Here is a 16,545-nt window from a genome sequence, read left to right as displayed (position 1 = left end):
CCGCATGGTTGCGGGCGGGACTTCATCTCACCACGTATGGCGCAGCGTTGCGGAAATCCTGCGGCCGGGATTGTACCAGTCCGCCCCGAAACCGCCGTAGGCGACGTGCTTCTTGTCGAACAGATTGCTGACATTGACCTCCAGCGAGGTGTTTTCGAGGACCTTGTAGCTGAAGGCGGCGTCGACGACGAAATTGCTGCCGGTCGATGTGGTGTTGGCGTTGTCGAAGTAATAGGAACCCGTGTAGCGCCCGCCGACGCCGAACGTCATGTCGCCGCGAACCCCTTCGCCTTTCAGCAGATAGCCGAGCCATAGCGAGGCCGCATGCCGGGGCACGAACTGCGGGCGATTGCCCACGTTGGCGGCCGTTCCGTCCTCGGCGATCTCGGCATCGAGATAGGAATAGGCCGCGGTCAGGCTGATGTTGTTCGCCAGCTCCGCCTTCGCCTCGAGGTCGAGACCCCTGACGCGCACCTCGCCGATCGTGGACTGAACCAGCGTGGCCGGGTTGGTGACGGTGATGTTGGTCTTGCTCAGGTCGTAGATGGCGGCGCTGAACAATCCGGGGAATGCGTCGGGCCGATACTTGATGCCGACCTCGAACTGTTCGCCGCGTTCGGGCTCGACGCCCAGCGACGGGGGCGCGACGGACTCGGCGTAGCTCGCATAGGTGGACAGTTGCTCGGTCCACTTGTAGGTCAGGCCGATGCGCTTCGAGAATTCGCTGACATCGTCCTTGGACAGCGTGTTGTTGAGCTTGTTCCTGGCGCTCAGATCGAGCCAGTCGTTGCGCAGCCCGACCGTCGCGATGAGCTTGTCCGCGATCGTCAACTCCTGCTGTGCGTAGACGGATTTGGTGGTCTGGTCGTTTCGCGTGCTGCTGATGAGCGGAAGCGACGTTGGCGGACCGGAAAAGACAGGGTTGGTCCAGTCGATACCCGGCGCAGGCCCCCAGTTCGTATCGGTATCGGATGTCAGGTCGTTATACCCCACACCGATCAGGGTACGGCTTTTGACGGTGTTGAAGGTCGCGTCGTACTGCAAATGCGCGTCGGCGACGAAATTCTCGCTTGAGAATTTGTTGGCGAAGAATGCCCGGTTGGCGATGGTCGATCCGTTCGTCGGCGTGGCGGAAATATAGGCGTAGCCGAAATCGGTATCGGTGTTGCTGTAACGCGCGTTGGAGCTGAAGCTCAGGCCGGAGCCGAAATCGTGGTCGAACATCACGCTGACCGTGTCCCGGTCCGTGCCGCGATAGTTGAAGTCGGGCTCGCCGAAGAACACGTTCCTGTCGAAATCGGAGCCCACGGGGTGCCCGCCGCTGCCGGGAACGCCGTCGCGGTTGAGATGATCGTAGACGATGCTCAGGCTTGTCCTGTCGCTCGGACGCCACGTCAGCCCGCCCATGAAGAAGTTCTGATCGTCTCGCGAATAGTCGTACTCGTCATCGGCTCTTCTGAACTTTCCGGTCAGACGATACGACAGCGTGCCGTCCTTGGTGATGTTGTCGCCGAAGTCGAAACCGCCCTCGATGAGGCTGAACGATCCGCCGGAGACGTAAGCCTCGCCGAACCTTTCGGTCTTGGGGCGCTTGCTGACGTAATTGACAGTTCCACCCGGATCGGCGACGCCGAAGACGGTCGAATTGGCGCCCTTCAGAACCTCGATGCGCTCGAAGGCGAAGACTTCCTCCCGCACCCCGCCGAAGGGGCGGCCCAGCGGAAGGCCGTCGCGATAGGTCTGGGCATCGAAGCCCCGGATCTTGAAGAAGTCGAACCGGTCGTCGGAGCCATAGAAATCCGCCGTCACGCCGGCGGTGTACTTGAGCGCTTCCTCGACGCTCTGGACGCCGCGCTGCTGCATTTCCTTCGCCGTGATCACGGAGACCGACGCCGGCGTATCGAGGATATCCGTCATCATCTTGCTGCCGCTCGATGTGCGCGTCGCCACGATCGAGCGCGCGTCGTCATCGGCGCGGGTGCCCCCGACGGTGATCGTGTCGAGAACGATGACGGAATCCGCCCCGGCTTCCTGAGCCCGCAATCCGGCCGGCAGAAGGGAGACAAGCGCCGCGCAGCCCAGTAATAGCGTACTCCGATAATGAATGACGGAGTTCCTGCTGTCTCCAGCATGTTGCTTTATAATCATTGTAATTTCCAAAAATTTGTGTTGCTATTACTGGCGATGTGCAAGGCTGGCGTCCGCATTGCCCGAGTGAGTGCCTGTTGATTCCCATCGAAAGCATGCCTCCGGCGCCATGATCGGGATATCCCCGAATGGCGGGCGACGACAGGATGCCCGGTATCATCTTGGGCAACTTGCTAACTTGAGCGAGCTTGTCGGGTATTGTAAATTTCCCTGTCTTTGTAGGAAGCCACGGAAATCTCACCATATTTTCGAGAAGAGGCGGGCCTTGCGGTTGACGCGGCCCGGTGAACCTGAAACTTAAAGGCAGGTGGCGACTATGGGCGGGGTCGGTTTGACCCTGCCGCGAAGCGTCGACATGCGGACGCTATTCTTGCTCACCCGCAGCTTCGGGAGTTCGCCCGAAGCGTCGTGAAACAGGCGTCATCAAACAGCCGTCATGGAGTATCTGCCGAATGCCGCGGTTCCTGCGTTTTCCCGTGCTGCTGGCCGTCATGGCTGTTTCGATCCTCGCTTCCGGCGGCGCCCGGGCGCAGGCGGTCCGGTCAGATGAAATCCGGGCGGGGGAGGGAACCTCGTATCCCGTCGTCATCAAGCATGCGCTCGGTACGACGACCATCGCCGGAAAGCCCGAGCGGGTGGCAACGGTGGCCTGGGCGAACCACGAGGTGCCGCTGGCGCTCGGGATCGTGCCCGTCGGCTTCGCCGCGGCCAATTTCGGCGATGACGACGGCGACGGGCTGCTGCCGTGGGTGGCCGAAAGGCTCGCCGCGCTCGGCGCGGACAAGCCCGTGCTTTTCGATGAAGGCGACGGCATCGATTTCGAGGCGGTCGCCGCGACCCGGCCGGATGTGATCCTGGCGTCGTACTCCGGCCTGAGCCAGTCCGACTACGACACGTTGAGCCGGATCGCCCCGGTCGTCGCCTATCCCGAATCCGCCTGGGCGACCGACTGGCGGGAGATGATCCGCTTCAACAGCGCCGGGCTCGGCCTTCCGGCGGAGGGCGAGGCACTGATATCGCGCATCGAGGGAGAGATTGCCCGCACCGTCTCCGGGCATCCCGAACTCAAGGGCAAGTCGGCGATGTTCGTGACGCATCTCGACACCACCAATCTCAGTGTCGTCAACTTCTATACCGCCAACGACACGCGGGTGAAGTTCTTTGCCGATCTGGGGCTGAAATCGCCGCAAAGCGTGGCGGAGGCGACGCGGCCGGGGCAGTTCGCGGCGGGGGTCAGCGCCGAGCGCGTCGACGCCTTCTACGATGTCGACATCGTCGTCACCTACGGCAGCCAGCCCTTGCTCGACGCCGTGCGGGCCGATCCGCTGCTGTCCAGAATGCCGGCGGTCCGCAACGATGCGATCGTCATGCTCGGCCGGAACCCGCTCGGCACGGCGTCCAATCCGACGCCGCTGTCGATCTCCTGGGTATTGAAGGATTACGTGGCCCTGCTCGGCGAGGCAGCCGGAAAATCCTCCCCGGAATCGCCCCGGTAATTCCCGATGACCGCCAGCCGCGCCGACCCGTTTTCTCATCCGCTGCCCGGCAGGGCACGTCGCGCCCGGAGCCTTTCGCTGGCCGCGCTGGTCGCGGTCCTTGCCGGGCTGTGCGTCCTGTCGGTCGCGATCGGCACGCGCGCGACGGGGTGGGCCGACATCGTCGCCGCGCTCGGCGGCCGGGTTGACAATATCGGCCAGGCCGCGGTCGCCGTCCGTATTCCGCGCACGATGCTGGCCTTGCTCGCCGGCGCGGCGCTCGGGCTCGCCGGGGCGATCATGCAGGGCGTGACGCGCAACCCGCTTGCCGATCCGGGCATTCTCGGCGTCAACATGGGCGCGTCTCTGGCGATCGTGGTCGGGATCGCGTGGTTTGGCATCGCTTCCGCCCATGTGTATGTTTTCACGGCCATTCTGGGCGCGGGCGTTTCCGCCGTCTTCGTCTATGTCATCGGCTCCCTCGGGCGTGGGGGCGCCACGCCGCTCAAGCTGGCGCTCGCCGGGGCCGCTACTTCGGTCGCTTTTTCATCGATGGTCATCGCCGTCGTGTTGCCGCGAAGCGATATCGCGGGCGGCATCCACTCCTGGCAGATCGGGGGCGTGGGCGGGGCGACCTTCGATCGCATCGCGCAGGTGCTGCCGCTTCTGGTCGCGGGCTTCGCCGTCAGCCTGCTTTCGGCCCGCAAGCTGAATTCCCTTGCGCTGGGCGACGAACTGGCGGCCGGGCTCGGCGAGCGCGTCGCGGTGGCGCGCGCCGTCGCCGCGTTCGGCGCGATCCTGCTGTGCGGGGCGACGACGGCGATTTGCGGGCCGATCGGCTTTCTGGGGCTGGTCGTGCCGCACCTGTGCCGCCTGCTGGTCGGGGTCGATCATCGCTGGCTGCTGCCTTTTTCCGCGCTGGGCGGTGCCGGCCTGCTGCTGCTGGCCGATATCGTCGGGCGCATCGTGGCGCGGCCGGCCGAACTCGACGTCGGCATCGTCACCGCCTTCGTCGGCGCGCCGGTCTTCATCTGGATGGTCCGGCGCCAGCGGGTGCATGAGCTGTGACGTCGATTCTTCCCACCCTCGACGCCATCGTCGGCGACCGCCGCCGCCGCGCGCGCCGGCGCGGTCTCGTGATCAGCATTCTGGCCGCGCTGCTCGTCGCGACGTTCGTCCTGACATTGTCGCTGGGACAATCCTTCACGCCGCCGCAGGATGTTATCCGCGTGCTGCTCGGGGAGCCGGTGCCGGGCGCGAGTTTCACCGTGGGGCAATTGCGGTTGCCGCGGGCGGTTCTGTCGGTTCTGGCCGGGCTGAGTTTCGGCCTTGGCGGGGTAGCCTTCCAGATCATGCTGCGCAATCCTCTCGCCAGCCCCGACATCATCGGCATCAGCTCGGGCGCGAGCGCGGCGGCCGTGTTCGCCATCGTCGTGCTGTCGCTGAAGGGGCCGGCGGTTTCGATCCTCGCCGTCGCCGCCGGTCTCGGCGTGGCGCTGCTGGTGTACGCGCTTTCGTTCAGAAACGGTGTCGCGGGCACGCGGCTCATCCTTGTCGGCATCGGCGTTTCGGCGATGCTCAACAGCTTCATCGCGCATGTTCTCTCCCGCGCGCCGGCGTGGGATCTGCAAGAGGCGATGCGCTGGCTGACGGGGAGCGTCAACGGCGCGCAGCTTGGCGATGCGGTGCCGCTGCTGCTGGCCATGGCCGTTTTCGGCGGGCTGTTGGCGAGCCGCGCGCGGGATCTTGACGCGCTGAGGCTGGGCGACGAGACCGCCGCGGCGCTGGGCGTGAGAGTTGCCCGAACCCGCGTCGTGATCATCGTCGCGGCGGTCGGCATGATCGCTTCCGCGACGGCGGTGGCGGGGCCGGTCGCCTTCGTCGCCTTCCTGTCGGGGCCGATCGCCGCCCGCATCGTGGGCAACGACGGATCGCTGTTGCTGCCGTCCGCGCTCATCGGGGCGCTGATCGTGCTGGCGGGGGATTATTGCGGCCAGTTCCTGATGTCGAGCCGTTACCCGGTCGGTGTCGTCACCGGCGCGCTGGGAGCGCCCTATCTGATTTTCCTGATCGTTCGCGTCAACCGCGCGGGTGGCTCGCCGTGACTGTTCATTCCATGATCGCTTCTTCCCCGACCGCTTCTTCCCCCATTGCTTCTTCCCTTGTCGCCAGCCGGGTTTCGGCGGGATACGGCGATACCGAGATCCTGCACGGGCTCGATCTCGCCGTGCCTTCGGCACGGATCACCGTCATCGTCGGCGCCAATGCCTGCGGCAAGTCGACGCTTCTGCGCATGATGTCGCGGCTCATCTCACCACGGCAGGGGCATGTGCTGCTCGACGGCAAGTCGATCCACCGCATTCCCTCCAGAGAGCTGGCCCGGACGCTGGGTCTGCTTCCCCAGTCGCCGGTGGCGCCGGAAGGCATCACCGTCGCCGATCTGGTCAGCCGCGGCAGGCACCCGCATCAGGGCATGTTCTCGCGCTGGGCGCGCAAGGACGACGAGGCCGTCGCCGCCGCGCTCACCGCGACCAGAACCGACGCTCTCGCCGGGCGGCTGGTGGACGAGCTTTCCGGCGGGCAGCGCCAGCGCGTATGGATCGCCATGGCGCTGGCGCAGCAGACGGAAATATTGCTGCTGGACGAGCCCACGACTTTTCTCGACATCAGTCATCAGATCGAAGTGCTCGATCTTCTGACGGATCTGAACCGGGCGCGTGGAACGACGATCGTCATGATCCTGCACGATCTCAATCTTGCGGCGCGCTACGCGGATCATCTCGTCGCGATGGCGGGCGGGCGTCTGCATGCTTCCGGCGCGCCCGAGGAGGTGCTGACGGAACGGCTCGTGCGGGAGGTTTTCGGCCTTGAAAGCCGCATCATCACCGATCCGACCTCGGGAAGACCGATCATGCTCCCGATCGGCCGGCATCGGATGGCGGCGGAAGAGGCCCGATCCGCTCCATAATGGTGCGGTCCGATGCGCTGCGCCGGTCACGATCAGGGCCGGCGAAAGCGGCCTGTGTTCGAGGAAATGCGGCATCCGGCGCGTTCAGATCCTGCGTTTCCGAATGTGGGCCGAAGTTGTTGGATCTACATGTCGAGACAATCATACTATTTCAGGTTGAGTAAAGAAAGCGCTTTACGGGATGAGTTCTGGCGCTTACACTTAACAAAAGGGAGGCTGAATATGCTTCCTGACGTAAGAATATCTGTGGCCGGATGATTTCGAGGCCAGCTATACCATCTGTCCCGCCGGCTTCTTCGCGGGCTGGAGTAATCCTTTCAACCGCGCGAACGAAGATTTCGGCACCCGTCTCCTGCGAAGTGCGTTCCGTTCAAACGGAATCGTTTGAATGATCAGAATCATCTTCTGCTACAACTCCCGAGATGTTGCCCATTTCCGTTCGGTTCAGGAAGAAATTTTATTCTATTCATGGTTGCATTAGTGAATATTCATATATATCAAGAATATTGCTCGTTATGTGATTGCAATTGAGAGAAATATACCAAAAAAATATTTTGTTATATTCATTTTGTCGATCATTTTCTCATCGGGGGGGAGCAATTATGGCCAGATATCCGGGCGCCGAGTGGCTGCCCTTCAGCGGGCCGTCCGGTTCGTTTACCGGCGGCCCCTTCAAGATCGTGCATCACACCACGGAAGGATCGTCGGCCGCCGGCGCGTTCAGCGCCTATCGCGCGAACCGTTCCGATCCTCATTTCACCGTCGATGACGGGAAGATCTATCAGCACATCGACACGGGCGTCGCCGCGCGGGCCTTGAGAAACCGGCCGGGCGGGGTGCAGACCAACCGCGATTCCGCCATCCAGATCGAGGTGGTCGGTTTTGCCCACCGGCCGAAATCCAGGGCGACGCTGCGCAATGTCGCCCGGCTTTGCCGCTGGATCGAGGCCACGCACGGCGTGCCGAAAGTGTGGCCCAACGGCCGGCCCAGGCCCGCGCGCGACGGCGTGGATCCGGGCGGGCATAACCGGGACGCCCATGTGTGGGATACGAAGGGCGGGCACTACGGGCATTCCAACGTGCCGGAAAACACCCACTGGGACCCTGCCTATTCGGATGACGAGGTGGAATTCCTGATGCGGTACTCCGGCGAGGAGGGGCCGGCCTTTTGGGACGAATTTTCTTCCATTCCCGAAACCGATCCCGGCCTCGCGTCCGACTACAGCCGCATGCCGGATCATGGCCATGTCGAGAAGCATCCCTTCGAGGAGCATTCCGCGCAGGCGCGGGTGGCGTCCGGCGCGGCGGCGCGCGAGGAAGCCCGCATGCGGCTTGAGAACCTGCTCGGCGGCTTCGGCGCCGGCGTGCTCCCGGCGGTCGAGGCGGCGGTCGCTTCGGGCCGCATCGATCCCGTCCGCTTCGGTATCGATCCCGCCGCCATCCTGCCCGTGCTCGACCGGATCCGCCCAGCAGGGTTCGAAAGCCGGGCAAGCAGGGGCGGGGGGCTGGAACGGCTCGGCAACATCGCCGGGCTGGAGGCGATCGTGCGCCGGGTGGGGCGTCCGCCGCTGCTGATCCGCAACGACAGGGTGCAGTTCGAGCCGGTTGCGTTGCTGCCTCAGCTCACCCAGGCGAACACCCAGCGGGTCGACCGTTTCGTCCCGTCCGTCGGGCGGGTCGAGTTCGTCAACCACGCGTTCCGCTGGGGCGGCACGGGTTTCGTTGTCGACGAGGCGCCCGGCGGCCGGCGCAAGGTGGTCACGAACCGCCATGTCGCGAGGCTGGTGGCGCGGCGCGGCCGCGGCGGGGAAGGCATCTTCCTCCGCTCGCCGATCGGCGCGCGCTACGGAGCACGGCTGGACATGCGCGAGGAAGTGGAATCGCTGCCCGGCGATGCGTTCACGCTGCCTGTCACCGCCGTCGCCTACATCGCCGACGACACGGAAGCGGATGTCGCCCTGCTGGAGATCGAGACGCGGGACGGCCTCGCGCCCGATCCGATCCCGCTTGCGCCACGGCGCGGGCGCGAGGGCGAGCTCGTCGCCACCATCGGCTATCCCGCTTTCGACGATCGCAACGATCTGGCGCAGATGCACCGGTATTTCAACGATCTCTACGACGTGAAGCGGTTTTCGCCCGGCCTCATCATCACGGATGGCGAGGGCACCGTACTGTCTCACGATTGCACGACGCTCGGCGGCAGTTCGGGCTCATGTCTCATCAGTCTGGAGCAGGAGGGCGTCGTCGGGCTGCATTTCGCCGGTGAGTTCGGCGTCCAGAACGCAGCGGTGAGCGCGGCGACGCTGAAGGATCTGCTGTCCGGCGCGCTCACCGCCGTGGCCGGCCCGCCGCCGGAAGAGGGCGAGCGCGCCGACGGCGCTCACGAGCCTTCGGAACTGGCGGAGCGCGGCGGCTACGATCCGCTGTTTCTCGGCGAGGGCCTCGCCGTGCCGTGGCCGGAGTTCGGCGACGACATCGCCGCCGACCTCGCGCGCCCCTCCGATGCCGACGACGAGCGCCCCCATGAGCTGCGCTATACCCATTTCGGCGTGCTGTTCTCGACGGGGCGGCGGACGCCGCGCGTGACGGCGGTGAACATCGACGGAAGTTCCCTCAGGCACATCAAGCGCGGCGACGACCGCTGGTTTTTCGATCTGCGCATAGACCGCGCCGTCCAGCTCGGGCAGGGGGCCTATCGCGACCGGCAGATCGACCGCGGCCATCTGGTGCGCCGGCAGGATCCCAACTGGGGCGACGACGCCTTGCAGGCGAACGACGACACCTTCCACTACACCAACGCGGCGTTGCAACATTCCACGTTGAATCAGGGCAACGCGCTGTGGCTGGGGCTGGAGAACTACATCCTCGACAGCGCCCGCACGGAAGGCTTCAGGGCGAGCGTGTTCACGGGGCCGGTCTTCCGCGACGACGATCCCGAACTGGCGCCGAGCAATGCGCAGGTGCCGCAGGAGTTCTGGAAGATCGTCGTCATGCCGCGGCCGGAGGGCGGCCTGCACGCCACCGGATACCTGTTGAGCCAGGGCGACCTGATCCGCGAGCTGCTCGAACGCCGCAGCCGGGCCGAAGCGGTCGAGGGGTTCGTGCTCGGCGCCTACCGCACTTTCCAGATCGCCATCCGGCATATCGAGGAAATCACCGGCCTGTCGTTTCCCGTGCTGAGGGACGCGGACCCGCTTGCGCGCACCTTCACGGGCGAGGAAACGATCGACGGCGGCCGGGTTGTCTATCTGCCGGTCGAATCCATTGAGGATATCAGGCTCGACGCGCCGGCGCCGCAGGCGGGCGGGCTGGCCGAGGCCGCGGGAGAAGAAGGCGAGGCGCTTGCGGAACTGGAGACGCGGATCGAAAGCCTCGGCCCTGCCGCGATCCCTCACCGGCTCGTCGCGCTCCAGGAAAGCATCGGCGACGACGATGCCGCCCTTTCGGATGCGGTGGCGCGGCTGTTTCAGGCTTATCACGGCGAAGTGGTTTCGGCGGCCGACACGGAGGAAGCGCCGGCACCCGCTTTCGCCGACCTGAAACGCGGTTATGAGACTCTCTATGCGAGCGCCCGCATCCGTCCCGAATGGCGGAACGCCGTCGCCTGGCATGTCGGAAAGCTGAAGGATTTCCGGCCCCGCTACGAGGCTGTCGGCGGAAAGCTCGGCATTCCGTGGTGGTTCGTCGGCATCACGCACGCGCTGGAGGGCAGCTTCAGCTTCAGGGGCCACCTTCACAACGGCGATCCGCTCGGCGCGCGCACCGTACAGGTGCCGAAGAACCGGCCGGCGGTATGGAACCCGCCGAACGACTGGGAATCCAGCGCCATCGATGCGCTCACGCTGAAAGGATACGACCGGGAGCGGGATTGGTCCGTGCCGCGCGCGCTCTATCGCTTCGAGGCTTACAACGGTTGGGGGTATCGCCCGCGCGGCGTCAACTCGCCTTATCTGTGGAGCTTCTCCGATCACTACACCAAGGGAAAGTACGTGAGAGACGGCCGATACGATCCCGACGCCGTTTCGCGGCAGTGCGGGGCTGCGGTCTTGCTCAAGGCGCTGGATGTCTGAGCACTTTGCGACGGCGAGGGAGATGACGATGACTGGTGATGGCGGGGATGACAAGACAAAGGGCGCAGCGGTGACGCCGCCTGCGGGCAAGACGGAGATCGACGACAAGATAACGCTGGAGGCCGGGATACTGGCAATTGCGGCGGCGCGCAGGATCGCGGACGAGATTGCCGTGCGCGCCGGCAAGGCCATCGGCCGCGAGCCCGCCCTCGTCATTCTCGGCAACGAGACTTTGGCCGCAAGGATCGCCGACTGGCGCGCGGTTTCGGCGCGCATCGGGGTTCTGGAGGAAGCCGGGGAATCGCTGCTGTCGTCGGAGCGCGGGCTCGTCCGTTCGCTGGAGAGCAGGAAGCTCGCAGGGTTGGCCGGCGTGAGCGCGGGCGTCGAGGCGCTGGCGCATTTCCTGTCGTTCTTCAAGGCCGACATCGCCTATGAGGGCCGCGATATCCCGATCAGCGAGGCGGACCTTTATCCGGTGATCGCCGGCGGCCTCGTGCGCGCAGGCATCGACCGCGTGATCCTCGGCGGGGCGCCCGTCTCCGGCGGGCCGGTCGCTCACCGGTGGGATCTCGTCGGCCGCGTCGAGCTGCTGCTCGGGCTCAGGTCGCGGCTGCAACCTTTGGATGTAGACGCTGCCGGGCAGGCGGAAGGCGATCCTGCGCCGGATACATCGCGACAGCGCGCCAACGCGGTGATTGCGGAGATCGACCGCCTCGTGGACGAGTTCAAGGTTGCCGGGGAAAACGCCGCGCGGCTCGCCCATCTTCAGGAAGCCAGCGAGATCGCGCATCTCATCGACGGCAGCGAGCGGGCTTTCCATCTCACGGTCAAGGTCGTCAGGAGCGGCGGGCACTACAGGCGCAAGCGCCATCTGTGGACCGTGCTGTTCGAGGGCGACAGGCTCAGCTACAACGGCGGCGCGGCCGTTAGTTTCGTCCTGAACGATCTCAAGACGGCGCGCGTCGCCGACGGCGACCTGCTCTATCACGCTTCGGGGCATGTCGCGTTTCCCGAAGGCGTGGTCGCGGCCGTTCCCAGCAATCTGACGGCGGGCGGGCGTGCCGCCGGCGCGGAAGCGGCCCGGCCTGCCGCGGCATCGCTCGCGGCGACTGAATCCGCTTCCCTCCGCGAGGAACCCGCCACGCCGAATGCCGGTGACGACGAAGGCGCGGAAGCGGAGGAGGAGGAGCGCAACCTGGCGCCGGCCGGCGGGCTGGAGGGAGCCGGTCCCTGGCGGCTGGCGGAAAGTCTCAAGGTTCTGCGTCAGCAGGTCGACGCCATCGCGCCCGGACGCAGCAGGATCAGCGACGGCGGGATCGGCGATCAGGCGCACCAGAGCCGCAATTCCGATCATAACCCGTGGGTGCGCGATGGCGCCGTGGGCGTCGTCACGGCGTTCGACATCACCGACGATCCGCGCAACGGGTGCAGTGCCGGCCAGATCGCGGAAGCCATCCTGCGCAGCCGCGATTTCCGCATAAAATACATCATCTGGAACCGCCGCATCGCCTATTCCCGCGGCGTCGGCGAGGCCGCGCCGTGGACATGGCTGCGCTACGGCGGCGACAATCCGCACACGCGGCATGTGCATATCTCCGTCAAGTCCGAGAAGGCGGCCTACGACTCCCGGCGGGCGTGGGACATCTGAAGGCGGAGGAAGCAGCCGTTCGGTGAAAGGGAGACGGAAGCATGAACCTGAGCGGAGAACAGATCGATGCGCTGATCCCGGTGCTGCTGCGCACGCTGCGCGGCCGCGCCGAACTGGACCAGATCGTCTTCGCGACCACCGGCGACCGGCTGTTCAACTACGCGGGCGAGGGGCAGCCGCTTCGTGACTCTCTCTTCCAGCTTCTCGCCGCGCTCGCTGCGGACGGCACCGAAAAACCGCTCCTCGCCAGAATCTACCGCGATCGGCCGAACAGGCGGGACGTGCGCGCTGCGATCGCCGCGGTTTACCCCGATGTGGTTCTGGAAGCGCCATTGCCCCAAGCCGGCCTTTCGGTGCAGCGCGCGGGCGTGAGGGAGCCGCAGGCGGCGACCAACGCCTATGCGCCGGGCCTTGAGCGCAACGTGCGGCCGCATCTCCGTCAGCTCGATCTTCACGTCTGGATCAGGCGGCTGGCGCGCATCGAGAACCGCGTGTGCCGGATGGAGATCGACGGACAGGCCGCCGGCACGGGTTTCCTCGTCGGGCCGCAGGCGGTGCTGACGAACTGGCATGTCGTGGAGGGGCTGGCGCGGAGCGCGGGAGAAGGACTTGCCGGGCTCGACTGCCGCTTCAACCATGTACGTCTGGAAACCGGCGCGCGCAGCGAGAGCCGCGTCGCCAAGGCCGCCGCGGCCCCGCTCGTCGACTGGAGCCCCTACGCTCCGGGCGAGGCGGAGGAAGATCCGAACGCCCCGGAGGCTACCGCCGACGAGCTCGACTACGCGCTCATCCGGCTCGCCGAGGCGGCGGGCGAGGATGTGCTGAACGGAGAAAAGCGCAACTTCATCCGCCTGCCCGGCGTCGTGCGGAAGCTCGATGCCGACGCGCCGCTGCTCATCGTCCAGCACCCCGGCGACGCGCCGATGAAGCTCGCCATGGATACGCAGGCCATCATCGGCTTCAATGCTCGCGGGACACGGCTGCGCTACCGGACCAACACGGACGCCGGCTCCTCCGGCTCGCCGTGCTTTTCGATGGATTGGGATCTTGTCGCGCTCCACCATTACGGAGATCCGCACTGGCGCACGCCGAACTTCAATCAGGGCGTGCCGATCGGGCTGATCCGCGAGCGGATCGTGGCGAACGGTCATGGAGCGCTCATCGAAGCGTGAGGAAGGGGGCGGCATGGCTGCGAACGGCATTCCCCCGGATTTGATGATGCCGCTCGCGCGCGCCATCTCGGCCGCGTTCGGGGCGGGCGAGTTCGACCGCATCCTGGTGAGGACCACCGGCAGGAGCCTGTTCAAATTCTATACGCACGAGCAGCAGCCGATGGACGATATCGCCTATCAGACGCTCGATCGTCTCGACCAGCTCGGATTCCAGCATGTGGTGCTGGCGGCGGCCGTTCTTTCGCGCCCCGACGACGCCGGCCTGCGCGATCTCGTCGGGCGGGCATGCCCTGCGGCGCTGGACGGCGTGCCGGGCATCGAAAGCCAGGTTCGCGACATCATCGGCGGCGCCAACTATCTGCGCGCGCAGTTGAGCCGGGATGACGTGCGCGCCGTGGTGGAGGAAACGCGCGGCACGCTGACGGCGGTGGCCGGCGCGCTGGTCGTTCTCGACATCTACAAGCGGCTCCACGATTGCCTGCATCAGGTGCAGATCAAGCAGCTCTCGGGTCTGCGGGCGGCGTTGCAGCGCTTCACCGACGATCCCCTGCGCATCGCCATGCTGCAAGAATATCAGGCGCAACTGCGCCTCAACTGCGATCTCATCGCCGATCAGATCGCGCGTCTGCCGCAGGATTACGCGCAGCGGGCGCTCGAAGCCTTCTGGCACGACAGCCTGGGCGATGCCGTCGCCCGTCTCAGGAGCGGGCTCGACAACCGCGACCGGGACGAGACGGTGCTGGCGCTGCGCGACATTCAGGACGTCATGAGGCAGGTGCCTTCGCGGCTGAATGCCCGCATCTTCGCGACCGCCGACGCCATACCGCTCGGGGCGTTCGGGGAGGCGTTGCGCAAGGTGGAGGAGGCGATCGCCCCCGATGGCGAGGAGATCGCAAAGGCCCGCGCCGCGCTGCGGATCGTCCATCCCACCATCGGCGCGCGCGTCGTCGAACACAGGAGCTGGCAGGAGGCGGACAAGAGCATCGCCGCGCTGGAAGAACTGTTCGATCACGACAACCCGGAGCGCGAAGTCGAGTTCATGCCCTATTGGGGCGACGTGAAGCGGCGGGTGCGCGAACTCGCCGCCCTCGACGCCGGTGACGCCTGGGCGGCCGATGTATTGCGCTATATCGACGCCTTCGACGATATCCTCGCCAGCGAGCAGATAAACGGCGGTCTCAGGCAGGCTTTCGCCTCGCTTCGGCTCGAAGCGCGCTTCCGCTTTTTCCGCGTCGACAAGATCCTGAAAGAGCAATGCGCGGAACTGGTCAAGATAAGCGAGCCGCTTTCGGTTCTTCTCGGGAGGCAAGGCCATGCCTGACGTTTCGGAAGAGTTCCGCTCCCTCGGGGCGCTTCGCGCCGCTCACCTCGACCTGATGAGGCATGCGGCGGACGGGAGAGGGGCGGAGGCGCAGCCGGACGCCGGCTCGCTGCGCGCTTTCATCGCCAGGGCCGTCGCCACGGGGCGGCATCTGGCCGACGACCACGAGCGCGAGGCGGCGCAACGTATTCTCGATTACTGGAGCGCCGAACTCGCGGCGACGCCGGACGCCGTGGCGGACGACTTCCGCCCGTCGCTGCTCGCTCCGCCGTTGCCGGCCGCCGGCGCGGAGGCGTCCGGCACGCGCAAGGGCCGGGACGACGGAGAAGAAGAGGGCGGGCGGATCGACAGCCGGCAGGCCATCCGTCTCGCGGCGCTGGCGCGGCAATGGCGCGATAGCGGACGGGCGAGGGGCTACCTGCTGAGCGGCAGCGCGCTTGCAAAGGCGGACGATTACAGTTGGCTCGATCCCGACATCGCCATGCTCGTCAAGGCCAGCCGGCAGGCCGAGCATGAGGCGGTCCGCCGCTCCAGCAGGACGAAGAACATCGTCATCGCGGTGCTGGGCGCACTGGTGCTGCTCGCGGGCGGGCTCGCGGCCTTCGCCTTTCAGGCGTGGAATGCCGAGAAGGCCGCGCGGGCCGCCGAGGCCGAGGCGCGGGCGGCCGAGGAAGCGGCGACATGGAATGCCGAAAGCGACCGTGCCGAGCTGAGAGAGGTCATCGGGGAGCGCCGGAGCCCGCAGGCGGACGACGACCGCGCGCGGCTCGATGACGCCGCCGCATTCATCGCCGGCCTCGTGCGAGGCGGCGTTCTTCCGCTCACGCAAGTCCCGGAGAGCCTGCGCGAAGGGCTGGACGCCTTCGTGCCGCATCCTTCGCCGGACTCTCGTCCGCCATCCCCGCCGGGCATTCCACGTTTCGACATAGATCGTCTCATCAGGCAACAGACGGCGGACGTCCTGGCCCGTTTCAACGTGTCGCCCGTTGACGTCGGGGATCGTCTGGTGATCGGGACGCCCGCGCCGCAGCAGAACGGCGCGGACAGCGAGGGCGAGCGCCTCGCCGCCCGCGTGCCGGAGCTGAACGGCGGGACGCCCGAGGTGCGGCGGGCCGCCGCGCAGGCGCTGGTGACGGCGCTGCGCGATGACGGCCTGCCGGAAGCGGAGCAGAAGAAGGTGACGGCGGTTCTGGCGGCGGCGGCCGGCGATGCATCGATGCGCGCGCTGACGGTGACGGGGCGATTGAACCTTCTGTTCGTATTGTCGGAGATACCCGCCGTGCATTGGGAGCGGGACGGCTGGCTCGATCTCAAGGCGCAGGCCCGCCGGGCCGTCGGCGATCTCACGGACAGCAGGGCCGCGGGCGAGACCGCGATCGGAGAAGACACCGCCGCCTATCTGCGGCGGTTGCAGGCCAATCTCGGCATCAGCCCCGCGCCGTCGCAGACCGTGTATCCGCATTTCGTCGGAATCACGCGGGAACAGGCCATCAATGTCGGCCGCCTGCTGCGATCGGTCGGCTGGCGTGTGGAGCAAGAGGAACGCGTGCGGGTCGGCCCCGATCGCAGCCAGGTGCGATATCGGCAGGGGGAGGAAGGCGATCGCGCGTCGGCCGAGCTGTTGGCGGCGGATCTCCGCGCCGCCGGCCAGACCGATGCGCAAGCGGCCGCGTTGCCCCAGATTACGAAGGGTGTGCTCGAAGTATGGCTGCGGTAGGCGGGAAGCATATTCGGCTCCGGCTC

At 66.3% G+C, this 16,545-nt stretch carries 10 protein-coding genes; 9 read left to right on the top strand and 1 reads right to left on the bottom strand.

The features are described 5' to 3' along the window. Window positions 1-27 precede the first annotated feature (27 nt). Entirely contained in the window at window positions 28-2,148 is a 2,121-nt protein-coding gene (locus ACOYJQ_RS08345) for a TonB-dependent siderophore receptor (RefSeq protein WP_433457608.1), read from the bottom strand. A gap of 452 nt (window positions 2,149-2,600) precedes the next feature. Between ACOYJQ_RS08345 and ACOYJQ_RS08340 the strand changes: the two genes are divergently transcribed. The 9 genes from ACOYJQ_RS08340 (at window position 2,601) to ACOYJQ_RS08300 (ending at window position 16,519) form a co-directional block, all read left to right on the top strand. Next, window positions 2,601-3,644 carry an iron-siderophore ABC transporter substrate-binding protein gene (locus tag ACOYJQ_RS08340; RefSeq protein ID WP_433457606.1) on the top strand — a complete coding sequence of 348 codons (1,044 nt, stop codon included), beginning with the start codon at window positions 2,601-2,603 and terminating at the stop codon, window positions 3,642-3,644. Window positions 3,645-3,650: 6 nt separating this feature from the next. Next, window positions 3,651-4,691 (top strand): FecCD family ABC transporter permease, encoded by a 1,041-nt coding sequence (locus ACOYJQ_RS08335; protein ID WP_433457604.1) that lies wholly within the window; start codon window positions 3,651-3,653, stop codon window positions 4,689-4,691. Then, window positions 4,688-5,728 (top strand): FecCD family ABC transporter permease, encoded by a 1,041-nt coding sequence (locus ACOYJQ_RS08330; protein ID WP_433457603.1) that lies wholly within the window; start codon window positions 4,688-4,690, stop codon window positions 5,726-5,728. The genes ACOYJQ_RS08335 and ACOYJQ_RS08330 overlap by 4 nt, the downstream gene beginning before the upstream one ends. A gap of 11 nt (window positions 5,729-5,739) precedes the next feature. After that, entirely contained in the window at window positions 5,740-6,591 is an 852-nt protein-coding gene (locus tag ACOYJQ_RS08325) for an ABC transporter ATP-binding protein (protein WP_433457848.1), read from the top strand. 602 nt (window positions 6,592-7,193) lie between these two features. Next, the gene (locus ACOYJQ_RS08320; RefSeq protein ID WP_433457601.1) at window positions 7,194-10,661 is read left to right on the top strand and encodes a DNA/RNA non-specific endonuclease; all 3,468 of its coding nucleotides are present in this window, start codon (window positions 7,194-7,196) and stop codon (window positions 10,659-10,661) included. Window positions 10,662-10,689: 28 nt separating this feature from the next. Then, window positions 10,690-12,309, top strand: coding sequence for a hypothetical protein (locus ACOYJQ_RS08315; RefSeq protein WP_433457600.1), 1,620 nt, complete (start codon window positions 10,690-10,692; stop codon window positions 12,307-12,309). A 41-nt stretch (window positions 12,310-12,350) separates the two neighbouring features. Beyond that, on the top strand, window positions 12,351-13,481 hold the full coding sequence (locus ACOYJQ_RS08310) for a trypsin-like serine peptidase (protein ID WP_433457598.1): 1,131 nt from the start codon (window positions 12,351-12,353) through the stop codon (window positions 13,479-13,481). Between the two features lie 13 nt (window positions 13,482-13,494). Continuing rightward, the gene (locus tag ACOYJQ_RS08305; RefSeq protein ID WP_433457596.1) at window positions 13,495-14,802 is read left to right on the top strand and encodes a hypothetical protein; all 1,308 of its coding nucleotides are present in this window, start codon (window positions 13,495-13,497) and stop codon (window positions 14,800-14,802) included. Beyond that, window positions 14,795-16,519: a hypothetical protein gene (locus tag ACOYJQ_RS08300; protein ID WP_433457595.1), complete on the top strand. Its 1,725-nt coding sequence runs from the start codon at window positions 14,795-14,797 to the stop codon at window positions 16,517-16,519. The genes ACOYJQ_RS08305 and ACOYJQ_RS08300 overlap by 8 nt, the downstream gene beginning before the upstream one ends. Window positions 16,520-16,545 lie beyond the last annotated feature (26 nt).

Origin of the sequence: Pseudochelatococcus sp. (genome assembly GCF_050946405.1) — a bacterium.
In the GTDB taxonomy this organism is placed as follows: domain Bacteria; phylum Pseudomonadota; class Alphaproteobacteria; order Rhizobiales; family Beijerinckiaceae; genus Pseudochelatococcus.
This window is presented reverse-complemented; position numbering and strand designations above follow the sequence as displayed.

What these genes read in the sequence shown, in the direction of transcription:
- ACOYJQ_RS08345 (WP_433457608.1), bottom strand. Translation starts at nt 2,148, where the DNA reads ATGATTATAAAGCAACATGCTGGAGACAGCAGGAACTCCGTCATTCAT.
- ACOYJQ_RS08340 (WP_433457606.1), top strand. Translation starts at nt 2,601, where the DNA reads ATGCCGCGGTTCCTGCGTTTTCCCGTGCTGCTGGCCGTCATGGCTGTT.
- ACOYJQ_RS08335 (WP_433457604.1), top strand. Translation starts at nt 3,651, where the DNA reads ATGACCGCCAGCCGCGCCGACCCGTTTTCTCATCCGCTGCCCGGCAGG.
- ACOYJQ_RS08325 (WP_433457848.1), top strand. Translation starts at nt 5,740, where the DNA reads ATGATCGCTTCTTCCCCGACCGCTTCTTCCCCCATTGCTTCTTCCCTT.
- ACOYJQ_RS08320 (WP_433457601.1), top strand. Translation starts at nt 7,194, where the DNA reads ATGGCCAGATATCCGGGCGCCGAGTGGCTGCCCTTCAGCGGGCCGTCC.
- ACOYJQ_RS08315 (WP_433457600.1), top strand. Translation starts at nt 10,690, where the DNA reads ATGACTGGTGATGGCGGGGATGACAAGACAAAGGGCGCAGCGGTGACG.
- ACOYJQ_RS08310 (WP_433457598.1), top strand. Translation starts at nt 12,351, where the DNA reads ATGAACCTGAGCGGAGAACAGATCGATGCGCTGATCCCGGTGCTGCTG.
- ACOYJQ_RS08305 (WP_433457596.1), top strand. Translation starts at nt 13,495, where the DNA reads ATGGCTGCGAACGGCATTCCCCCGGATTTGATGATGCCGCTCGCGCGC.
- ACOYJQ_RS08300 (WP_433457595.1), top strand. Translation starts at nt 14,795, where the DNA reads ATGCCTGACGTTTCGGAAGAGTTCCGCTCCCTCGGGGCGCTTCGCGCC.